This window comes from Pseudomonas sp. HN2-3 (assembly GCF_020691745.1).
Lineage (GTDB): Bacteria > Pseudomonadota > Gammaproteobacteria > Pseudomonadales > Pseudomonadaceae > Aquipseudomonas > Aquipseudomonas capeferrum.
The window spans coordinates 965,367-986,625 of record NZ_CP085704.1 but is presented as its reverse complement, the minus strand read 5'-3'; the positions used below and the strand labels follow the sequence as shown (position 1 = coordinate 986,625).

Below are 21,259 nucleotides of genomic sequence, written 5' to 3'. Positions count from 1 at the left end.
ACAGACCTTGACGGATGTGGAGCCGAAACTGATGCAACCCCTGCGCACGCTCAGCCTGTGGATGGACCAGCTCGACGAGCCGCTGTGCGCGCGCCCGGCACTGCGAAACGACCTTGACGTTGACGTGTGCATCATCGGCGCCGGCTACACCGGCCTGTGGACCGCGTACTACCTAAAGCGCCAGGCGCCCCAGCTGAACATTGCCGTGATCGAAGCCAACATCGCCGGCTTCGGCGCCTCTGGGCGCAATGGCGGCTGGCTGATGGGCAACCTGCTCGGCGAAGACCGCCTGCTTGCCGCTCTGTCGCCGCAACAACGCCGCGCCAGCATCGACCTGCTGCATGGCATCCCCGATGAAGTCCACGCCGTGCTGCAACGCGAAGCCATCGACTGCGACTACCGCAAAGGTGGCGTGCTGTACTGCGCCGCCCGCTACCCGGAACAGGAACGCAGCCTGCGTGCCTACCTCGATGACCTGTACCGCCAGGGCATGACCGAGGATGACTACCGCTGGCTGCGGCCCGAGCAACTGGACGCACAACTGCGGGTGAGCAACGCCTACGGCGCGATCTACAGCCCGCACACCGCGACCATCCAGCCCGCCAAGCTGGCCCGCGGCCTGGCCCGAGCGGTAGAGGCGCTGGGCGTGCCGATCTACGAGAACACCCCTGCCATCGACTGGCAGCCCGGTGAAGTTCGCACCCCCTTGGCGCGCATCCGCTGCCAGTGGACGGTGCCCGCCGTGGAAGGTTACGCCGCCAGCCTGCCACCGCTGGGCAAGCATCAGCTACCGGTGCAGAGCTTGCTGGTGGCGACCGAGCCACTGCCCGATTCGACTTGGGAGCAGATCGGCCTGGCCGAGGGCCAAGCCTTCAGCGAAAGCAGCCGTCAGGTTACCTACGGCCAGCGCACCGCCGACAACCGCCTGGTGTTCGGCGCCCGTGGCGGCTATCGCTTCGGTGGCCGCCTGCGCGAAGACTTCACCCTGACCGAAGCCGAAGTCGAACTGCGCCGCTACCTGTTCAGCGAGCTGTTCCCGCAGCTCAAGCATGTGCGCATCACCCACTCCTGGGGCGGCAACTTGGGCATGGCCCGACGCTTCCGACCGCACATGCTGTGCGACCGCCAGCGCGGCATCGCCTTGGCCGGCGGCTACGGCGGCGAGGGGGTCGGCGCCACCAACCTCGGCGGGCGGACGTTGGCGGCACTGATCCTCAACCAGCACAACGCACTGACCGCGCAACCCTGGGTACTCGACAACCGCCCATTGTCGAGCCTGGCCAGCTGGCCACCCGAGCCCTGCCGCTGGTTGGGCTACAACGCGATCATCCAGAGTTTCGTCCACGAGGACCGTACCCTCGCCAATCGCGCCAGCGCACCGTGGCGGCGGCGCCTGGCCAGCTCACTGGCAGACTTCATGGAAGGCTTCATGCACTGACTTACCGTTCACCTACACAGGATCCACCGGTCATGAACATCACTCACTTCAAACACACTGAAAGCGCCGTCCTGGACAGCACCAACCCGGTCGCAGTGCCGCTCGGCGAGCCCGTGGCGGTGACCTCGGTCACCTGCGTGGAACGCAGCGATGGCGTCGAAACCGGCATCTGGGAGTGCAGCCCCGGGCGCTGGCGACGGCAGATCGTGCAACAAGAGTTCTGCCACATCATCAAGGGTCGCTGCACCTTCACCCCCGAGGGTGGCGAGCCCCTCTACATAGAAGCCGGAGACGCACTGACGCTACCGGCCAACAGCACCGGTACCTGGGACATCCTGGAGACCGTGCGCAAGACTTACGTGCTTATTTTCTGATCCGCTGATCGCCTGCCTTCGATAACAACAGACAAAGCAAGGTAAACCCGACATGCGCACCCTTCTTCTTGCACCTCTGATGCTGGCCGCCAGCATGGCCAACGCCGCCGACACGGTGAAAATCTACAACTGGTCCAGCTACGTCGCGCCGGACACCCTCAAGCACTTTCAGCAAACCACGGGCATCAATCCCACCTACGACGTGTACGACAGCAACGAAACCCTCGATGGCAAGCTGATGACCGGCAATTCCGGCTACGACGTGGTGTTTCCGTCCAACCACTTCATGGCCCGGCAGATTCAGGGCAAGGCCCTGAAGAAGCTGGACAAGTCGCAGTTGCCCAACTGGCAAAATCTCAACCCGGTGCTGCTCAAGGCACTTGAGGTCAACGACCCGGGCAACCAGTACGGCTTCCCGTACCTCTGGGGCAGCACGGGCATTGGCTACAACATCGATAAGGTCAAGGCAGTCCTCGGCGACAACGCGCCGCTGGACTCATGGGACCTGATCTTCAAGCCCGAGTACATGAGCAAGCTGAAAAGCTGCGGCGTCGCAGTGCTGGACAACGGCCCCGAGCTGCTGCCGATTGCCCTGCATTACCTGGGCTTACCGCATCACAGCCAGGACCCGAAGGACTACGAGAAGGCCAAGGACTTGCTGATGAAGGTGCGGCCGTACATCAGCTACTTCCATTCATCCAAGTACACCGGTGACCTGGCCAATGGCGATATCTGCGTGGTGGTGGGCTTCTCCGGTGACGTGCTGCAGGCGAAAAACCGCGCTGATGAAGCAAAGAATGGGGTGAAGGTGGGGTATTCGATCCCCAAGGAAGGCGCGCCGATGTGGTTCGACATGGTTGCCATGCCGGCCGATGCCCCCGATGAGAAGGCGGGGTATGCCTACATGAACTACCTGCTGCAGCCGGAGGTGATGGCCAACATCAGTAACCACGTTCAGTACGCCAACGGCAACCTCAAGGCTGACGGCCTGGTGGACCCGGCGATGAAGGGCAATACGATGATCTACCCCAGTGACGAAGTGATGGGCAAGCTGTATGCGCTGGAGGCGATGCCGGCGAAGATCGACCGCATTCGCACCCGGATCTGGACCAGTATCAAAGCCGGAAACTGACAACAGCTTCAAGCTTCAAGCCGCAAGCTACAAGAAAGGCGGGCCAATACAGGCTCGCTTCCACTTGTAGCTTCCAGCTTGAGGCTCGAAGCTGCTTTTAGTGGTGCTCGCGAGTAGCGCGGAATTTCACATCCGGCCAGCGCTCTTCCATCAACGCCAGGTTGACCCGGGTCGGCGCCAGGTAGGTCAGGTGGCCGCCACCGTCGATGGCCAGGTTCTCCATGGCCTTGGTCTGGAATTCCTCGAGCTTCTTCTTGTCATCACAGCTGATCCAGCGCGCCGACCACACGGTGATCGGCTCGTAGGCGCACTCGACTTTGTACTCTTCCTTCAAGCGGCTGGCCACTACGTCGAACTGCAGCACACCGACCGCACCGAGGATGATGTCGTTGCTGCGCTCGGGGAAGAACACCTGGGTCGCCCCCTCTTCGGCCAGCTGCTGCAGGCCCTGGCGCAGCTGCTTGGACTTGAGCGGGTCCTTCAGGCGCACACGGCGGAACAGCTCCGGAGCAAAGTGCGGGATACCGGTGAAGCCCAGTGCTTCGCCTTCGGTGAAAGTGTCGCCGATCTGGATGGTGCCGTGGTTGTGCAGGCCGATGATATCGCCGGCAAAGGCTTCTTCCAGCTGCTCGCGCTCGGACGAGAAGAAGGTCAGTGCGTCACCGATGCGCAGGTCCTTGCCGGTACGCACGTGGCGCATCTTCATGCCCTTCTCGTACTTGCCCGAGCAGATGCGCATGAAGGCGATACGGTCACGGTGTTTCGGGTCCATGTTCGCCTGGATCTTGAACACGAAGCCTGTGAACTTCTCTTCTACCGGCTCCACGGTACGCTCGTGCGCCACACGGGCCAGCGGGCGCGGCGCCCAGTCGACAACGGCGTCGAGCACATGGTCGACACCGAAGTTGCCCAGTGCGGTACCGAAGAACACTGGGGTCAGTTGGCCGTTGATGAACTCGTCCTGATCGAATTCATGGCAGGCGCCCTGCACCAGCTCAAGCTGTTCGAGGAAGCGATCATATTCGTCACCCAGGTGCGCACGCGCCTCATCGGAATCAAGCTTCTCGATGATTTTTACCTCGGTACGCTCATGGCCGTGGCCCGGGGTGTAGACGATGATGTAGTCGCCGGCCAGGTGGTACACGCCCTTGAAGTCGCGGTAGCAACCGATCGGCCAGGTGATTGGCGCGGCCTTGATCTTCAGCACCGCCTCGATTTCGTCGAGCAGTTCGATCGGGTCGCGGATATCACGGTCGAGTTTGTTGATGAAGCTGACGATGGGCGTGTCACGCAGGCGGCAGACGTCCATCAGGGCGATGGTCCGCGGCTCTACACCTTTACCGCCGTCGAGCACCATCAGCGCCGAGTCCACCGCGGTCAGGGTGCGGTAGGTGTCTTCCGAGAAGTCTTCGTGGCCGGGGGTGTCGAGCAGGTTGATCATGTGCTCGCGGTACGGGAACTGCATCACCGAGGTGGTGATGGAGATGCCGCGCTGCTTCTCCATTTCCATCCAGTCGGAGGTGGCGTGGCGGTCGGACTTGCGCGACTTCACGGTACCGGCGACGGCAATGGCCTTGCCCATCAGCAGGAGCTTCTCGGTGATGGTGGTCTTACCGGCGTCGGGGTGGGAAATAATTGCGAAAGTGCGGCGCTTCGCGACTTCGGCGGCCTGGTTGGTCATGGGAAATCGCCTGACTGGGGGATTCGAAAAGGGGCAATATCATACCTGAGTTTGGCCGGGGACCAAAATCTGGGCGTGCATGTCGGCAGTTTTCGTCGGCGGTGAGATCGAGCGCCGCGCGGGCGGCGCTCGATTTCAACAACGATGAAAATCTACCGTCGTCCACTTTGTTACCACCAACCCTGCCTCCTTTGAGAAAAATCCCTACCAATTTGGATCCTGAATAAAAACCCCGCCATATCAGACAATTCAGTGCCCGGAAGTAAAATTTACGATTATTTCTCGTGCAAAATTTGCACATGCCCAGTGATTAACACTGGCCAAATGCCGCCTCAGATGGGAACCTTTACGCCCTCGGAGACGTCCACTCCCCTGCAACCCGCTTCGCTTGGGGACTGGTTTCATCAGCTTTTTCGGGCCCGACGGGGTTCGGCTCATGGCCTGATCGCTGCCTTGCGCACGCATCACGCTGCTACTCGCGAACACACCCACCGCCGCCAGTGATGGCCGGCAAAAAAAAGAAGTGTGCTCGCCGACAACACAAGGAGTCCGCCTGTGGCTACACGCTACGGAAAAGGGCTGTTGGGATGCGCCACCGTGCTCGTCATCCTGGCCCTGCTGATCCACTGGATCGGCATCGACACGATCGCGCGTTACCGCGACGATCTTGGGTTCTACCTGCAAGCGCACCTGGTACTGGTGCTGGCTTCGATGGCGGCGGCGTTGGCCGTGGGCATCCCCGCCGGCATTGCGTTAAGTCGACCGCACCGGGTCGACAAAGCCGAACGCTTCATGCAGTTCTTCAACGTTGGCAACACCATTCCCCCTCTGGCCGTTCTGGCCATCGCGCTCAGTATCCTGGGCATCGGCGCCGGGCCCGCGATCTTCGCGCTGTTCCTCGCCTCCCTCCTGCCCATCGTGCGCAACACCTACGAGGGCCTGAAAAACGTCCCCGCCTCGCTCAAGGAAGCCGCCACCGGCATCGGCATGACCCCGCGCCAGCAACTGTGGCAGGTGGAATTGCCCAATGCCGTGCCGATCATCGTCGGCGGTGTGCGTGTGGCCCTGGCCCTGAACGTGGGCACCGCGCCCCTGGCGTTCCTGATCGGCGCCAACAGCCTGGGCAGCCTGATCTTCCCTGGCATCGCCCTGAACAACCAGCCGCAGCTGCTGCTGGGCGCCGCTTGTACGGCGCTGCTGGCATTGCTGCTCGACGCCCTGGTGAGCTTCTCCAGCAGGCGCTGGCTGGAACGTGGCCTGGCCCAATAAGAAGAGGGAACGTATGAAGAAGAGAATCGCCTTGCTGCTGGGCGCGGCCCTGCTGTTCGCAGGTTTTGCCCAGGCAGCGGACAAACCGCTGATCCGTATCGGTGCGCGGGTGTTCACCGAACAGACCGTGCTTGCCGAAATCACCGCCCAATACCTGCGCTCAAACGGTTTCGATGTGCGCGTGACCACCGGCCTTGGCAGCAACATCGCCCGCCAGGCACAAGAGACCGGCCAGCTCGACCTGATGTGGGAATACACCGGTGTATCGCTGGTGTCGTACAACCACATCGACGAACGCATGCCCAACGCCGAGGCCACCTACGCCAAGGTCAAGGCACTGGACGCAAAAAAGGGCCTGATCTGGCTGACCCCCTCGAACTTCAGCAACACCTATGCCCTGGGCCTGCCCAAGCAAGTGGCCGAAGCCTACCCGCAGGTGAACTCGATCAGCGACCTCAACCAGGTGCTGCGTGATGAGCACGACCGCACCCACCTGGTGGCCCTGGACACCGAGTTCGCCAACCGCCCTGATGGGCTGGTAGGCCTGCGCGAGCTGTACGGCTTGCCGCTGGACCGCCGCAACATCCGCCAGATGGATGGCGGCCTGGTGTACACCGCGATGCGCAACAACCAGGTGTTCGCCGGCCTGGTGTACACCACCGACGGGCGCCTGAACGCCTTCGACCTCAAACTGCTGGACGACGACAAGCACTACTTCCCCGACTACACCGCCGCCCCGGTGGTGCGCAAAGCCGTGCTAGACGCCAACCCCAACCTGGCCACCCTGCTCAAGCCGCTGGCCGAGCAGCTCGACGACGAAACCATGCGCCAGCTCAACGCCCAGGTCGACGTCGAACACCAGAACCCCACCGCCGTGGCCGCAGCCTTCCTGCGTGAGCATCCTTTGAAGGAGGTACAGCCATGAGCCTGCTCGACACCTTCGCCCACCTCGACTGGGCCCAGGTCCTGCAACTGACCTGGCAACACATCATGCTGGTCGGCGTCGCCGTCAGCCTGGCCATCCTCGTCGGCGTGCCACTGGGCATCCTGATGACCCGCTTCCCGGCCGTCGCAGGCCCGCTGCAGGCCAGCGCCACGGTGCTGCTGACCATTCCCTCGATCGCCCTGTTCGGCCTGCTGCTGCCGTTCTATTCCAAGTTCGGCCAAGGCCTCGGCCCGCTGCCGGCGATCACTGCGGTATTCCTCTACTCACTGCTGCCGATCCTGCGCAACACCTACCTCGCCCTGACCAACGTCGAGCCCGGTATCCGTGAAGCCGCGCGCGGTATCGGCATGACCTTCGGCCAACGCCTGCGCATGGTCGAGCTGCCGATTGCGGTGCCGGTGATCCTCGCCGGCGTGCGCACCGCCGTGGTGATGAACATCGGCGTGATGACCATCGCCGCGACCATCGGTGCCGGTGGCCTGGGCGTGCTCATCCTGACCTCCATCAGCCGCAGCGACATGTCGATGTTGCTGGTCGGCGCCGTGCTGGTCAGCCTGCTGGCGATCATCGCCGACCTGCTCCTGCAAACCCTGCAACGTGCCCTGACTCCAGAAGGACTGCGCTCATGATCGAACTCAAGAACCTCAGCAAAACCTTCAACGTCAACGGCAAGGATGTCAAAGCCGTCGACGCGGTCAGCCTGACCGTCAACGAAGGCGAAATCTGCGTATTCCTCGGCCCCTCGGGCTGCGGCAAGAGCACCACGCTGAAGATGATCAACCGCCTGATCACGCCCACCTCCGGCCAGGTGTTCATCAATGGCGAAGACACCAGCGGGCTGGACGAAGTCACCCTGCGCCGCCACATTGGCTACGTGATCCAGCAGATCGGCCTGTTCCCCAACATGACCATCGAGGAGAACATCACCGTGGTCCCGCGCCTGCTCGGCTGGGACAAGCAGAAGTGCCACGACCGCGCCCGCGAGCTGATGCACATGATCAAGCTCGAGCCAAAGCAGTACCTGCAGCGCTACCCGCGTGAGCTTTCCGGTGGCCAGCAGCAGCGTATCGGCGTGATCCGCGCGCTGGCTGCCGACGCGCCGGTGCTGTTGATGGATGAGCCGTTCGGCGCAGTCGACCCGATCAACCGCGAGATGATTCAGAACGAGTTCTTCGAGATGCAGCGGGCGTTGAACAAGACCGTGATCATGGTCAGCCACGACATCGACGAAGCGCTCAAGCTGGGCGACAAGATCGCCATCTTCCGTGCCGGCAAGCTGTTGCAGCTGGACCACCCGGACACCCTGCTGGCGCACCCGGTGGATGACTTCGTCAGCAACTTCGTCGGCCAGGACAGCACCTTGAAACGCCTGTTGCTGGTGCGTGCCGAAGATGCGGCGGACAACGCCCCGTCAGTCAGCCCGGACACGCCAGTGAGCGATGCGCTGGAGCTGCTGGACGAGCACGACCGCCGCTATGTAGTGGTGACCGATGCGCAGAACAAGGCGCTGGGCTATGTGCGCCGGCGCGACATGCACCGCCAGCAAGGGGCCTGCGGCGACTTCCTGCGCCAGTTCAATGCCACCGCATCGCACGATGAGAACCTGCGCATCCTGCTGTCGCGGATGTACGAGTTCAACCGGGCGTGGTTGCCGGTGCTGGATGCCGAGCAGGTGTTCTTGGGCGAGGTGACGCAGGAGTCGATTGCGGCTTACTTGAGCTCGGGGCGATCGCGTGGGGCGAAGACCAGCATTGTGTCGCCGGCTGAGGCGGTGGTTTCCTGATTTTTTGGGGGCGCTTTGCGCCCCTTTCCGACCGGTCCGGCGCCCCGGCAAGGCCGCTCCTACACACATCTGTGGGGAGCGGGCTTGCCCCGCGAATGGGACGACGCTGTATCAGAACCCTACACTGGCCTGCACATAAAAGGTCCGCGGCTCACCCACATAGAGGCCAGCATTGTTGTCGCTGGAGCGGGTGAAGTACTGCTTGTCGAACAGGTTCTTCACCCCCGCCGCCACCTTCAGGTTGGCCATCTGCGGCCCGAAGTCATACCCCCCACGGGCATGCCAGGTCACGTAACCCGGAATATCCCCATATTGCCCATCGGCACTCGGCTCGGTGATGTAGTCACCATTGAAGCTGCCATCACTATTGATCCCGGTGCCCGGCGCACGCTGCTTGGATTGGGCATAGGCGTCCAGGTTCCAGGTCCAGCGGTTGATCGCATAGCGCACGCCGGCAGTGGCCACCTGGCGTGAGTAGAACGGCAGGTCACGCCCCTTGAAGCCTGGGATCTCCCCTTCGTAAGTGGCACGGGTATAGGTGTAGCCGCCATTCACCGACATGCCTTCGAGCCGCGGGTCCAGCTCGGCCAGGTCAAAACGCACCGACGCTTCGATACCCTGATGCTTGGTGGCGCCCAGGTTGGTCCAGCCGACATCGTTGCTGATGTACTGCAGCTCGTCATCGAAGTCGATGTAGAACGCTGTCAGTTCACCGGCGAAGCCGCCGTTGTCATAGCGCGTACCCACCTCATAGGTCTTGGCCTTTTCCGGCTCCAGGCCGTTGGCCGTGCTGTTGCCGGTACCGCCCTGGCCCAGTTGGAAGTACTGCAGGCTGCCGAACGAGGTCTCGTAGTTGGCGAACACCTTCCAGGCATCGGAGAGGTGGTACATCACGCTCAGTGCCGGCAGCGGTTCGTTGCTGGTGATGCTGCGCTTCTTCTCTGCCACCGGGCGGTTGTTGGCGTCCAGCACCGGGCGGTCGCGCCAGTCGGTGTTGATGTGCTCGAAGCGGATGCCTGGGGTGATGGTCCAGTTGCCGACGTCGATCTTGTCGTCGATGTAGTAGGCGCTGGCCTCGGTGCCGCCGCTACGGTCCTGGAACACATGGCCATCAGAAGTCGGGGTTGGCGTCGGCACGTTGTCGATCAGCGCCAGGCGGGTCGACTGCTCGCGCATGGCCTCTTTCAGGTAGCGGTAACCCACACTGACTTCCTGGGTAGTGGGGCCGGCGAAGAAGATCCGCGACAGGCGCGGTTCGATGGCGAAGGTGTGGTAGTTGCGCGGGTACGACGAGAGGGTCTTCATGTCACGCGAGGCGATGGCGCTGCCACGGAAGCTGTCGGTGTAGTAGGTCAGCACTTCGAACTGGGTAGCGTCGTCGAGCTGGCGCTGCCACTTGAACGATACATCCTTGCGCCGGCCGGCGAAGTAGTCGTAGTCGCGCAGTGACTGGTACGGGTTGCTGTCGTACTGGGCCTGGGTCAGGCCGCCGGGCATGTCGGCACGGCCATCGTAGTAATGGAAGTTGAGCCAGAACTCATCGACGTCGGTCGGGGCCCAGTGGGTCTTGAGGATCACATCGTCGATGTCGTTGCCGTTGTTGCTCTCGCGGTAACCGTTGCCGTTCACCCCGGTGTACAGCAGTGCTACGCCCATGCCGTTGTCGGCGGTGCCGCCGACGAAGGCCGACTCGGTGTGCTTCCAGCCGCCATGCTGCGAGGTTTCCAAGGTGGTGGAAAGCTCAGCCGAGGCCTTCTCTGGGATCGCCCGGGTAACGAAGTTGATCACCCCACCGACGTTCTGCGGGCCGTAGCGCACAGAACCTGCGCCGCGTACCACGTCGATGCTGTCCAGGTTGCCCGAAGAGATCGGCGCCATCGACAGCTGCGGCTGGCCATAAGGGGCGAACGCCGCCGGGATGCCATCGATCAACACGGTCGAGCGGGGCGACAGCCGCGAGGTCAGGCCGCGCACGCCAACGTTCAGCGACAGGTCGCTGCCACCGGTGCCGTTGGAGTCCTGCACCTGCACGCCAGGGATGCCGCGCAGCACGTCGCGAACGTTCATTGCACCCTGCTCGACCATGGCCTCGCGACGCACCACGGTGCGCGCGCCGGGGTGGTTCTGCACCACGGCCTGGTCGGCATCGCCCAGCCAGTCACCGACCACCTTGATGTCGGTGGGCGCCAGCTCCAGGCTACCGCTGCCCAGGTCGAGGGTGGTCGGCAGCGGCTTTACCACCACTGTGTCCTGGGCCAGCTCGAAGGTCAGCCCGCTGCCTTGCAGCAACTGTTGCAGCGCCTGCACCGGCGCCAGGTTGCCGGACACCGCCGGGGCCTGTTTGCCGGCCACAAGCTCAGGGCTGTAGAACAGTTGCAGGTTGGTCTGCTGGCCCAATTGGCTCAGGGCCGAGGCCAGCGGTTGTGCCTGGATCTGGATTGCGCCGCCAGCCTGTTCGGCGTGGCTGTTGACGGCCACGGCACTGACCGCGAGAGCCAGCGCCAGGGCGCGAAAGCGTGGCAAGGATTTGTTGTTGTTCACGTCGTCAGACATCCTGAAGTGCGGGATAAACGCCAACCGCATGCAAATGTAAATGCTTGGCAGTTGCAGCTGGCGAGGAAGACGAACGAGCTGAAATAAACCTGAATCTATTTCGCGATTATTTCGCGAGAGCCGTCTTCATGGGCTTTGATGCCCACCGGCAAGATGCTCGGCAAGGCGCGCAGCAGTGCATCGGTGTCGTCGGTGCTGAAGGTGCTTGAGAGGCGCATCTGTGCCACCTTGCCGGGGGCAACCCGCAGCGGCTGGGTGCGGTAGCGGGAAACTTCGGCCACCACCTCGGCCAGGGTGGCGTTGTCGAACACCAGCTTGCCCTGGCGCCAGGCAGTCAGGGCTGCGGCATTGACCGCGTAGGGCGCCGCCACCTTGCCTTGTGCATCTATATGCGCGCCCAGGCCGGCCGTCAGTTGCGCCAGCGAAGCATCCTTGCCCTGCACCCGTACCGAGCCTTGCTCGACCGCTACGCGGGTGGCGGCCGGGTCCAGCCGTACATCAAAGCGGGTGCCGGTGACGGTCACGCTGCCTTGGGCCGTGTCGACCACGAACGGTCGGCTGCTGTCGTGGGCGACGATGAACATCGCCTCACCGGCGTTCAGTTGAATGTGCCGCCGCCCCGCGCTGAAATCGACCTGCAACTGCGTACCGCCGTTGAGCGTCAGCTGCGAGCCGTCCGGCAGTTCGACCTGGCGGCGCTCACCGAAGGCAGTCTGTAACAGGTCCTGATGATTGAGGCGCTGGTACTGCCAGCCACTCCAGCCGAGCCCCAGGGCAACCACTGCCACACCGGCCGCCAAAGCCTGGCGCAGCAAACGCCGCCGAGGCAGCTGGCGCACGGGCTCTGGCGCGCACAGGGCATCGAGGCGCTGGCGCGGTATGAAGTCGGCGGCGCGCCAGAGGCTGGCGAGCTGCTGGTATTCCTCGCGATGGCGTGGGTCCGCCTCCAGCCACCCTTGCAAGCGGGCCAGCAGCTCGGCATCCCGCGGCGCATCCTGCACGCGGGCGAACCATTCGGCCGCCTGCTCGCGGACGCTATCGGTACCGTGCCGTTTCATCGAAAAGGTCTCCTGACTCATCATGCCGACACATCCAGATGCTCACGCAGGTGTCGGAGGGTGCGGATCATATACTTTTCGACCATGTTCTTGCTCAAGCCCATGCGCTCGGCAATCTCGGCCTGGGTCAGGCCTTCGAGCTTCTGCCAGATGAACACCCGCCGGCAGTTGAGCGGCAACTCGGCCAGCGCCCGCTCGACACTGTCGGCCAGCTCCAGCGCGTGTACGTAGGCTTCAGGGTCACCACTGTGGCTGGCGCTTTCCTCAAAGGCCTCCAGCCCCATTGCCTGGCGCCGGTCTTCGCGGCGAAATCCGTCCACGGCAATGTTGCGGGCGGTCTGGTGCAGGTAGGCGCGGGGCTGCTCGACCTGTTCGCGGGGGTTTTCCAGTACCCGTACGAAGGCATCGTGAGCGAGGTCCTCGGCCTGCTGACGACTGCGCAGCTTGCGCGTCCAGGTGCCGATCAGCTCATGGTAATGGTCGAGGAAGCCTTTGGGTCCGGACACGGTCGGGGTTCGTCAGGGAGGCAGATAAGGGTGCGAATAGTAATGTTTCTCATCAAACACGGCAAATCCGTCAGTTGGTAACAAAAAATTTATACGGATTTCAGGCACTGCAGTGCCAGGAAAATGTGGCCATAAATATGAACACCTCAGGGCCATTCGCGGGTGAGCCCGCGCCCACAGGATTAGCGCAATCCCTACGGGAGCGGCTTCACCCGCAAAAGGGCCGAAACGGTCCATTCCACAATATTTAACGCTTCAATCATCCCAGGGAACATCTGCCGGTCACATGAGTCGGTTATTCAAATGGCAGGTCGTCGATCCGCGACGAACATGCCCGGATTGCCTGTTGATCTTGCATTCTTCACGCCCTAAAGTGCGCGCCGAACGTCCATGCTGGAAACGATCCATCCGGCTCAAGTACTGAGTAGGCGAACCAAAGTGGGGATACGGAGGACGTTCAGTTTGCAGCCACTTATCTTTTCAGTTTGCCCATGGAGTCCCTGAGCATGTCGATCCAGGTCGAAGACTATTTCGCGCGTGACACCTTCCAGAAAATGAAGGCGTTCGCTGACAAGCAAGAAACCCCGTTCGTACTCATCGATACCCAGATGATCAGCAAGGCCTACGACGACCTGCGCGCCGGTTTCGAATTCGCCAAGGTCTACTACGCAGTCAAGGCCAACCCGGCGGTCGAGATCATCGACCTGCTCAAAGACAAAGGCTCGAGCTTCGACATCGCCTCGATCTACGAGCTGGACAAAGTGATGGACCGTGGCGTCAGCGCCGACCGTATCAGCTACGGCAACACCATCAAGAAATCCAAGGACATCCGCTACTTCTACGAGAAGGGCGTGCGCCTGTACGCCACCGACTCGGAAGCCGACCTGCGCAATATCGCCAAGGCCGCGCCGGGTTCCAAGGTTTACGTGCGTATCCTCACCGAAGGCTCCACCACTGCCGACTGGCCGCTGTCGCGTAAATTCGGCTGCCAGACCGACATGGCCATGGACCTGCTGATCCTCGCCCGCGACCTGGGCCTGGTGCCGTACGGCATTTCCTTCCACGTCGGTTCGCAGCAACGCGACATCAGCGTGTGGGACGCGGCCATCGCCAAGGTCAAGGTGATCTTCGAGCGCCTGAAGGAAGAAGACGGCATCGAGCTGAAACTGATCAACATGGGTGGCGGCTTCCCGGCCAACTACATCACCCGTACCAACAGCCTGGAAACCTACGCCGAAGAGATCATCCGCTTCCTGAAGGAAGACTTCGGTGACGACCTGCCGGAAATCATCCTCGAGCCAGGCCGTTCGCTGATCGCCAACGCCGGCATCCTGGTCAGCGAAGTGGTGCTGGTAGCGCGCAAGTCGCGTACCGCGGTCGAGCGTTGGGTGTACACCGACGTGGGCAAATTCTCCGGCCTGATCGAAACCATGGACGAGTCCATCAAGTTCCCGATCTGGACCGAGAAGAAAGGCGAGATGGAAGAAGTGGTCATCGCCGGCCCGACCTGCGACAGCGCCGACATCATGTACGAGCACTACAAGTACGGCCTGCCGCTGAACCTGGCGATCGGCGACCGCCTGTACTGGCTGTCGACCGGTGCCTACACCACCAGCTACAGCGCGGTGGAATTCAACGGCTTCCCGCCGCTGAAGGCTTACTACCTGTAATGAAGAACGGGGCCGAAAGGCCCCGTTTTCATGTGTGTGTGTCAATGCCGGCCTCTTCGCGGGACAAGCCCGCTCCCACCGGACCCTGCTGTGCCACAGGAACAGATAACCTGTGGGAGCGGGCTTGCCCCGCGAAGAGGCCGGCACTGTAAACATCATTCCCGACGCTGTTCGAGTTCCTCGGCGTACCCGGCAGCATACCCCACCAGCAACGGTCCAGCGCCCTGCAGAGTGGCCACTGCACTGCGCAGAAAATTCACATTCCCCTCAACCCGCGCACGCTCCAGCCAAGGCCCAGCCTCAGCCACCTGTCCACGCTCGACCAGCACCAGCGCCAGGCTGAACATGCCGCGAAAGTCCCCCGCCTCTGCCGAACGTCGATACCAGCGCACCGCCCGCGCCGGGCTGGGCGCCGTGGCGATGCCCTGCTCCAGGTAACGCCCATACAAGTTCATCGACTTGGCATGCCCCATGTGCGCCGCTTTCTCGTAACAGAGCAACGCCTGGGCCTGGTTTGCCGGCACCCCACGCCCGGTGGCCAGCAGGTTGCCCAGGTTGTAAAGGCCCCAGCCCAGCCCCGCGTCGGCCGCACGCGCATAGTGGATGGCCGCCTGCGAAAGGCTCACCTCCCCCCCCCAGCCATGTTCCAGGCAACGCCCAAGCATGTTGTGCGCCATGGCATTGCCAGCCTGGGCGGCGATGCCGAACCAGCGCCGGGCCACACCGGCATCGGCTTCGATGCCACGCCCGTCGAGCAGAATCTGCCCCAGCAGCAACTGTGCCTCGACCGCCCCCTGCCCCGCTGCCGCCAGGATCGCCTGGGCAGCCTTGCCGGGGCTGTCTTCGAGCATGGCCTTGAGGCCTGCAACATCGATCACTTCTTCACGACGCAATTGGTATGACACGTCTCAGACCTCAGCCCAGCGGCGCAGCAGGTTGTGGTAGGTACCCGTCAACTGCAGCAGCGAAGGGTGCTCGGGCACATCGGCGGTGAGTTGCTGGATGGCATTGTCCATCTCGAACAACAGCGCCCGCTGGCTGTCTTCGCGCACCAGGCTTTGCGTCCAGAAAAACGCAGCATAGCGCTGGCCGCGTGTCACCGGGTTGACCTTGTGCAAGCTGGTGCCGGGGTACAGCACCAGGTCGCCGGCCGCCAGCTTCACCTGCTGCACGCCATAAGTGTCCTGGATCACCAGTTCGCCGCCGTCGTAACTGTCCGGGTCGCTGAGAAACAGCGTTGACGACAGGTCGGTACGCACCCGCTCCGCGCTGCCCTTGGGCTGGCGCAGGGCATTGTCGATGTGAAAGCCGAAGTTGCCGCCTTCGCGGTAGCAATTGATCAGCGGTGGGAAGACCTTGTGCGGCAGCGCTGCCGACATGAACCGGGGCGTGTTCCACAGGCGGTCGATCAATGCGCTGCCGAGCTCCTTGGCCAGCGGGTGGCCTTCAGGCAACTGCAGGTTGTGCTTGGCCTTGGCCGACTGATAACCCGCCGTGACCTTGCCATCGGCCCAGTCAGCCTGCTCCAGGGCCTCACGGATACGCGCGAGTTCGTCGGCATCGAACAGGCCGGGAATGTGAAGCAGCATGGCGGCGGCACCTGGGCAAATGTAAAGGCGTCAATGATATTGATTACCTTTTACACACCACAAGCCCCATTCGCCGCTTAAGACGTTTCAGCCGACGAAAACCGTAACGGCAAACTGTAAAGATTGTAAATTCCTCACGAATGGTAACGACTCTCAATTGTTAGTCACAATTGCTTACATTAAGATCCGCCGCCTTATCACCTTGGGGAAGGTCCTTACCAATGCGTCACTACGTGCCATCTGCTGTGAGTTCGCCACGCCTGATCGTGACCGCCATCGGCGTCGCCATCACTGCCTCGACCGCCTACGCTGCCGAGCCTGCCGCCAACCGTGCCGTTACCCTTGATGCCACCAGCGTCAACGGCAAGGCCGAACAGGCCAGCACCGACTACAAGGTCGAGAAAGCCTCGTCGCAGAAGTACACCGCGCCGCTGGTCGATACACCGCGCTCGGTCACGGTGATTCCGCAGCAGGTGATCAAGGACACCAACGCCCTCAGCCTGCAGGACGCCCTGCGTACGGTACCTGGCATCACCTTTGGTGCCGGTGAAGGCGGCAACCCCCAGGGCGACCGCCCGTTCATCCGCGGCTTTGACGCCCAGGGCGATACCTACCTGGACGGCGTGCGTGATACCGGCGCGCAAACCCGTGAGATCTTCGCCATCGAGTCGGTGGAAGTGGCCAAGGGCCCGAACTCGGCCATCGGTGGCCGAGGCGCCGCAGGCGGCACCATCAACCTGGTGAGCAAGCGTGCGCACCTGGGCAACTCGCTGGACGGCGCCTGGACCTGGGGCAGTGACCAGACCCAACGCTACACCTTCGATGGCAACTACCAGTTCAGCGACACCGTCGCCGGTCGTCTCAACCTGATGACCCACGAGAGCAACGTCGCCGGCCGTGACAAGGTCAACTACGACCGCTGGGGCATCGCCCCGTCCCTGGCCTTCGGCCTGGGCACGCCGACCCGCGTCAACCTCGACTACTACCACCTGGAAAGCGACGACCTGCCGGACTCGGGCATTCCCTACACCATCCCGACCTCGGGCAGCGGCGGGCGCACCTCGGCGCACCCGAGCAAGCCGAACGACGGTGGCGACAGCGACAACTTCTACGGCCTGACCGGCCGTGACTTCCGCAAGAGCCGGGTCGACATCGCCACCTTCGCGATCGAACACGACCTGACCGACTCGCTGACCGTCAAGAACACCCTGCGCCATGGCAACAGCATGCAGGACTACATCCTGACCCAGCCGGACGACAGCAAGGGCAACGTCAACAACGGCAGCGTCTGGCGCCGTGCCAACAGCCGCGTCGGCAACACCGCCACCACCACCAACCAGACTGACCTGTTTGGCGAGTTCTACCTGGGCGGCATGAAGAACAGCTTCTCCACCGGTATCGAGCTGAGCCGCGAAGAGAGCAAGCGTTCGTCCTACACCGTTGACACCGATACCGTGCCGGGGGGCAGCGCCAACAGCAACTGCACCCCAGGCATGATCGGCGCCAGCAGCGGCTACAACTGCACCTCGCTGAGCAACCCGAACCCGGACGACCCTTGGAACGGCAATATTGCGCGTAACTACGCGGGCACCGACACCAAGAGCAACACCCGCGCCCTCTACGTGTTCGACACCCTGGAGCTGACGCCTGACTGGCTGCTGAACATGGGCCTGCGCTACGACCACTTCGACACCCAGTACCGCACTTACGATGCCGCCGGCGCTACCGTGGTGAACAGCAAGGGCGTTGCTTCCAAGGGCCGTGACACCAGCGAGTTCATCACCGGCCAGCTGGGCCTGGTCTGGAAACCGGCCGAAAACGGCAGCATCTACGTTTCCTACGCCACCTCCGCAACGCCACCCGGCGCAATGCTGGGTGAAGGCACCGAAGGCAACCCGCTGGGCAACACCAGTGACCGCGCCGGCAACCTGCTGAGCAGCGACATGGAGCCGGAAGAAACTACCAACTACGAGATCGGCACCAAGTGGGACCTGCTCGACCAGCGCCTGTCCCTGGCCGCCGCGCTGTTCCGCACCGAGAAGGAAAACGCTCGCGTGCAGGTAGATACCACCAGCTACGAAAACGTCGGTGAAACCCGCGTGCAGGGCATCGAGCTGTCGGCCAGCGGCAAGCTGACCGACAAGTGGCAGGTTTTCGCCGGTTATACCTACATGCAGGCCCGCCAGATCGACGGTGGCGCGCTGGGCAAGGCCAACGACGGCAACCAGCTGCCGAACACGCCGAACAACAGCGCCAGCCTGTGGACCACTTACGCGATCACGCCGAAGCTCACCGTCGGTGGCGGCGCGTTCTATGTGGATGACGTCTACGGCAGCGTGGCCAACACCACCATGGTCGACAGCTATGTACGTTACGACGCCATGGCGGCCTATAAGCTGACCAAGAACGTCGACCTGCAGCTGAACGTGCAGAACCTGACCAACGAGGTGTACTACGACAAGGCGTTCTCCACCCACTTCGCCAACCAGGCGGCGGGCCGGACCGCGTTGCTGACCACCAGCGTCCACTTCTAAAGCAGCAACCCGGAGCCCCGTTCATTCCAGTGAGCGGGGCTTTTGCGTACCAAGGCATAATGCACGCCGCGCAGGTTGCGGCAGCACGACAAGGTGATCGATGTGGTGAAGAAGACGCTGTTCCAATTGCACTGGTTCTTTGGCATCACCGCTGGCCTGGTGCTGGCCTTGATGGGCATTACCGGGGCGATCTGGTCGTTTCAGGAAGAACTGCTGCGTGCGTTCAATGCCGATGTGCTGAAGGTAGAAGTGCGCCCCGAGGGCGTGCTGCCGCCCGCCGAACTGGTGCAGCGGGTCGAGGCTGCGCAAGGCGAGAAGGTGTCGATGCTGTGGGTCGACCTTCATCAGGGCAACGCAGCGCGAATCTTCTTCACCCCACCGCCGGGCCAGCGCCGCGGCGAGCTGCGCTATGCCGACCCGTACACCGGCGAGCTCAAGGGCGAAGTGGCCGGGCAGGATTTCTTCAACCTGATGCTCAACCTGCACCGTTTCCTGGCCATGGGCGACAGTGGTCGGCAGATCACCGGCGCCTGCACCCTGATGCTGATCTTCTTCTGCCTCTCCGGCCTGTACCTGCGCTGGCCGCGCAAGGCACTCAATTGGCGGGTCTGGCTGACCTTCGACTGGGCCAAGAAAGGCCGCGCCTTCAACTGGGACCTGCACGCCGTGGCAGGTACCTGGTGCCTGCTGTTCTATCTGTTGTTCGCCCTCACCGGCCTGTTCTGGTCTTACGAATGGTATCGCCAAGGCCTGAACACCCTGCTGGCCGACGCGCCGGCAGCAGGCCAGCAGCAAAAGCGCGGCGAAGGCCGTGGCCGCCACGGGCCACAGAAGGTCGATAAAAACGCACCGCCGCTGGTGGTCGACTACGACGCCATCTGGGCCAGCCTCAAGGCTGCCGCAGGCCCCGGCCTGGCCGCCTACAACCTGCGCCTGCCACCGGCAGGTGGGCAACCGGCCAACTTGTTCTTCCTGCTGGACAACGCTGCGCACCCGCGCGCCTTCGACACCCTGATGCTGGACCCGGCCACCGGCCAGGTGAAAAACCACGACCGCTACGCCGACAAATCCTTCAAGGCGCAGTTGCTGCAGAGCGTTTACGCCCTGCACGTGGGCGAGTACTTCGGCCTGCCGGGGCGCATCATCGTCACCGTCGCCAGCCTGACCATGCCGCTGTTCTTCGTGACGGGTTGGCTGCTGTACCTCGACCGCCGCCGCAAGAAGCGCCAGGTGCGCGCCGCCCGCGGCAACGTCGACAGCGTCAACGCCGGCAGCGACAGCTGGCTGGTCAGCTTCGCCAGCCAAAGCGGCTTTGCCGAACAGCTGGCCTGGCAGAGTGCCGGGCAGTTGCAGGCTGCAGGCCTCCCGGTGCAGGTCCGCGCCTTGGCCGAACTGGGCGAGGATGACTTGCGCCAAGCCCGCCGTGCACTGTTCGTGGTCAGTACGTTTGGCGATGGCGAAGCCCCTGACAGCGCCCGCGCGTTCGAGCGCAAGGTGCTTGGCCAGCCGTGGGCGCTGAACAACCTCAACTACGCAGTGCTCGCCTTGGGCGACCGTCAGTATCCGCACTTCTGCGGTTTCGCCCGGCGCCTGCAGGCCTGGTTGGCTGAGCGCGGCGCCAGCACTGCGTTCAGCCCGGTGGAGGTAGACAGCGCCGACCCGGCGGCCCTGCAGCAATGGCAGCAGGCACTGGCGCAACTGACCGGCGCTCAGCCGGTAACGGCCTGGCAGCCAGCAAGCTTCGGCAACTGGACCCTGGTGCAACGCGCGCTGATGAACCCGGGCAGCCAAGGCCAGCCGGTTTACCTGATCGGCCTGCGTGCCGAAGCGCCCGCCAGCTGGCAGGCTGGTGACCTGGTGGAAATCTTGCCGCGCAATGGTCAGCCGCGGGTCGATGCCTTCCTCCATGGCCTGGGGCTGAATGCCGACACGTCCGTGCAGCTCGACGGCCTGAGCGAAACCTTGGGTCAGGCGCTGGCCAGCCGCCAGCTGCCGAGCCGGCGCGATCACCTGGTGGGGCTGCACGCCCAGGCGCTGGTCGATGCGCTGGTACCGATCGGCACGCGTGAATACTCCATCGCCTCGATCGCCAGTGACGGTGTGCTGGAGTTGATCGTGCGCCAGGAACGTCACCCCGATGGCACCCTCGGCCTGGGTTCCGGTTGGCTGACCGAGTACCTGCCGGTGGATGGCGCGCTGGGCTTGCGCCTGCGCCGCAACAGTGGCTTCCACCTGCCCGCGTCGCCGGCACCCATGATTCTGATCGGCAACGGTACCGGGCTGGCGGGTTTGCGCAGCCTGATCAAGGCACGCATCAACGCGGGCGAGCAGCGCAACTGGCTGTTGTTCGGTGAGCGTAACCGGGCCCACGACCTGCTGTGCGGTGATGAGCTGCAAGGCTGGCTGGGCAGCGGTGACCTGGCGCGCCTGGACCTCGCGTTCTCGCGGGATCAGGCAGAGAAGGTGTATGTGCAGGATGTGTTGCTGCAGCAGGCCGAAGCGGTCAAGCGCTGGGTCGCGGACGGCGCCTGTGTGTATGTCTGTGGCAGCCTGCAAGGGATGGCTGCCGGTGTTGATGCCGCGCTGAAGGGCATTCTCGGAGAAGCGTTGGTCGAGCAATTGATCGAAGAGGGGCGCTATCGGCGGGATGTGTACTGATCACTGCCACAACTGATACAGCCCGCCTTTGTGTAGGAGCGGCCTTGCGTCGCGAACGGGCCGCGAAG

16 protein-coding genes are annotated in these 21,259 nt (G+C 63.1%); 10 read left to right on the top strand and 6 right to left on the bottom strand.

Annotated features, from left to right (window positions below):
* The first annotated feature begins 31 nt into the window (after positions 1 to 31).
* The 3 genes from LJX93_RS04455 to LJX93_RS04445 are packed head-to-tail and all read left to right on the top strand — an operon-like array spanning position 32 to position 2,944.
* Positions 32 to 1,438: an NAD(P)/FAD-dependent oxidoreductase gene (locus LJX93_RS04455; protein ID WP_033701143.1), complete on the top strand. Its 1,407-nt coding sequence runs from the start codon at positions 32 to 34 to the stop codon at positions 1,436 to 1,438.
* 32 nt (positions 1,439 to 1,470) lie between these two features.
* Positions 1,471 to 1,812, top strand: a complete 342-nt coding sequence (locus LJX93_RS04450) for a cupin domain-containing protein (RefSeq protein ID WP_095064045.1) — start codon at positions 1,471 to 1,473, stop codon at positions 1,810 to 1,812.
* A 52-nt stretch (positions 1,813 to 1,864) separates the two neighbouring features.
* On the top strand, positions 1,865 to 2,944 hold the full coding sequence (locus LJX93_RS04445) for a polyamine ABC transporter substrate-binding protein (protein ID WP_033701145.1): 1,080 nt from the start codon (positions 1,865 to 1,867) through the stop codon (positions 2,942 to 2,944).
* A 97-nt stretch (positions 2,945 to 3,041) separates the two neighbouring features.
* On the opposite strand, the gene LJX93_RS04440 is transcribed toward LJX93_RS04445, so the two are convergent.
* Positions 3,042 to 4,625: a peptide chain release factor 3 gene (locus LJX93_RS04440; RefSeq protein ID WP_033701146.1), complete on the bottom strand. Its 1,584-nt coding sequence runs from the start codon at positions 4,623 to 4,625 to the stop codon at positions 3,042 to 3,044.
* 555 nt (positions 4,626 to 5,180) lie between these two features.
* On the opposite strand from LJX93_RS04440, the gene LJX93_RS04435 reads away from it, so the two are divergent.
* The 4 genes from LJX93_RS04435 to LJX93_RS04420 are packed head-to-tail and all read left to right on the top strand — an operon-like array spanning position 5,181 to position 8,623.
* The gene (locus LJX93_RS04435; RefSeq protein ID WP_033701148.1) at positions 5,181 to 5,894 is read left to right on the top strand and encodes an ABC transporter permease; all 714 of its coding nucleotides are present in this window, start codon (positions 5,181 to 5,183) and stop codon (positions 5,892 to 5,894) included.
* 13 nt (positions 5,895 to 5,907) lie between these two features.
* The gene (locus LJX93_RS04430) at positions 5,908 to 6,819 is read left to right on the top strand and encodes a glycine betaine ABC transporter substrate-binding protein (protein WP_033701150.1); all 912 of its coding nucleotides are present in this window, start codon (positions 5,908 to 5,910) and stop codon (positions 6,817 to 6,819) included.
* The gene (locus LJX93_RS04425) at positions 6,816 to 7,469 is read left to right on the top strand and encodes an ABC transporter permease (RefSeq protein ID WP_033701152.1); all 654 of its coding nucleotides are present in this window, start codon (positions 6,816 to 6,818) and stop codon (positions 7,467 to 7,469) included. The genes LJX93_RS04430 and LJX93_RS04425 overlap by 4 nt, the downstream gene beginning before the upstream one ends.
* A complete protein-coding gene (locus LJX93_RS04420; protein ID WP_033701154.1) occupies positions 7,466 to 8,623 on the top strand; it encodes a betaine/proline/choline family ABC transporter ATP-binding protein in 1,158 nt (385 codons plus the stop codon). Before LJX93_RS04425 ends, LJX93_RS04420 begins: the two co-directional genes overlap by 4 nt.
* Positions 8,624 to 8,734: 111 nt before the next feature.
* Here LJX93_RS04420 and LJX93_RS04415 read toward each other — a convergent pair whose 3' ends face one another.
* The 3 genes from LJX93_RS04415 to LJX93_RS04405 all read right to left on the bottom strand — a co-directional run bounded on the left by LJX93_RS04415 (position 8,735) and on the right by LJX93_RS04405 (position 12,740).
* Complete coding sequence (locus LJX93_RS04415; protein ID WP_227696785.1) at positions 8,735 to 11,164, bottom strand: TonB-dependent siderophore receptor; 2,430 nt, start codon at positions 11,162 to 11,164, stop codon at positions 8,735 to 8,737.
* 107 nt (positions 11,165 to 11,271) lie between these two features.
* Positions 11,272 to 12,234: a FecR family protein gene (locus LJX93_RS04410; protein ID WP_033701159.1), complete on the bottom strand. Its 963-nt coding sequence runs from the start codon at positions 12,232 to 12,234 to the stop codon at positions 11,272 to 11,274.
* A gap of 20 nt (positions 12,235 to 12,254) precedes the next feature.
* Positions 12,255 to 12,740 carry a sigma-70 family RNA polymerase sigma factor gene (locus LJX93_RS04405; protein WP_227696783.1) on the bottom strand — a complete coding sequence of 162 codons (486 nt, stop codon included), beginning with the start codon at positions 12,738 to 12,740 and terminating at the stop codon, positions 12,255 to 12,257.
* Positions 12,741 to 13,246: 506 nt separating this feature from the next.
* Here LJX93_RS04405 and LJX93_RS04400 point away from each other — a divergent pair.
* Positions 13,247 to 14,410 (top strand): type III PLP-dependent enzyme, encoded by a 1,164-nt coding sequence (locus tag LJX93_RS04400; protein ID WP_047581355.1) that lies wholly within the window; start codon positions 13,247 to 13,249, stop codon positions 14,408 to 14,410.
* A gap of 155 nt (positions 14,411 to 14,565) precedes the next feature.
* Here LJX93_RS04400 and LJX93_RS04395 read toward each other — a convergent pair whose 3' ends face one another.
* Together LJX93_RS04395 and LJX93_RS04390 are read right to left on the bottom strand one after the other, a co-directional pair.
* Positions 14,566 to 15,315, bottom strand: coding sequence for a tetratricopeptide repeat protein (locus LJX93_RS04395; RefSeq protein ID WP_033701163.1), 750 nt, complete (start codon positions 15,313 to 15,315; stop codon positions 14,566 to 14,568).
* Positions 15,316 to 15,318: 3 nt separating this feature from the next.
* Positions 15,319 to 15,999 (bottom strand): Fe2+-dependent dioxygenase, encoded by a 681-nt coding sequence (locus tag LJX93_RS04390; protein WP_095064040.1) that lies wholly within the window; start codon positions 15,997 to 15,999, stop codon positions 15,319 to 15,321.
* A gap of 221 nt (positions 16,000 to 16,220) precedes the next feature.
* On the opposite strand from LJX93_RS04390, the gene LJX93_RS04385 reads away from it, so the two are divergent.
* Entirely contained in the window at positions 16,221 to 18,533 is a 2,313-nt protein-coding gene (locus tag LJX93_RS04385; RefSeq protein WP_047581351.1) for a TonB-dependent receptor, read from the top strand.
* A 102-nt stretch (positions 18,534 to 18,635) separates the two neighbouring features.
* A complete protein-coding gene (locus LJX93_RS04380; protein WP_227696781.1) occupies positions 18,636 to 21,191 on the top strand; it encodes a PepSY domain-containing protein in 2,556 nt (851 codons plus the stop codon).
* The last annotated feature ends 68 nt before the right edge of the window (positions 21,192 to 21,259 follow it).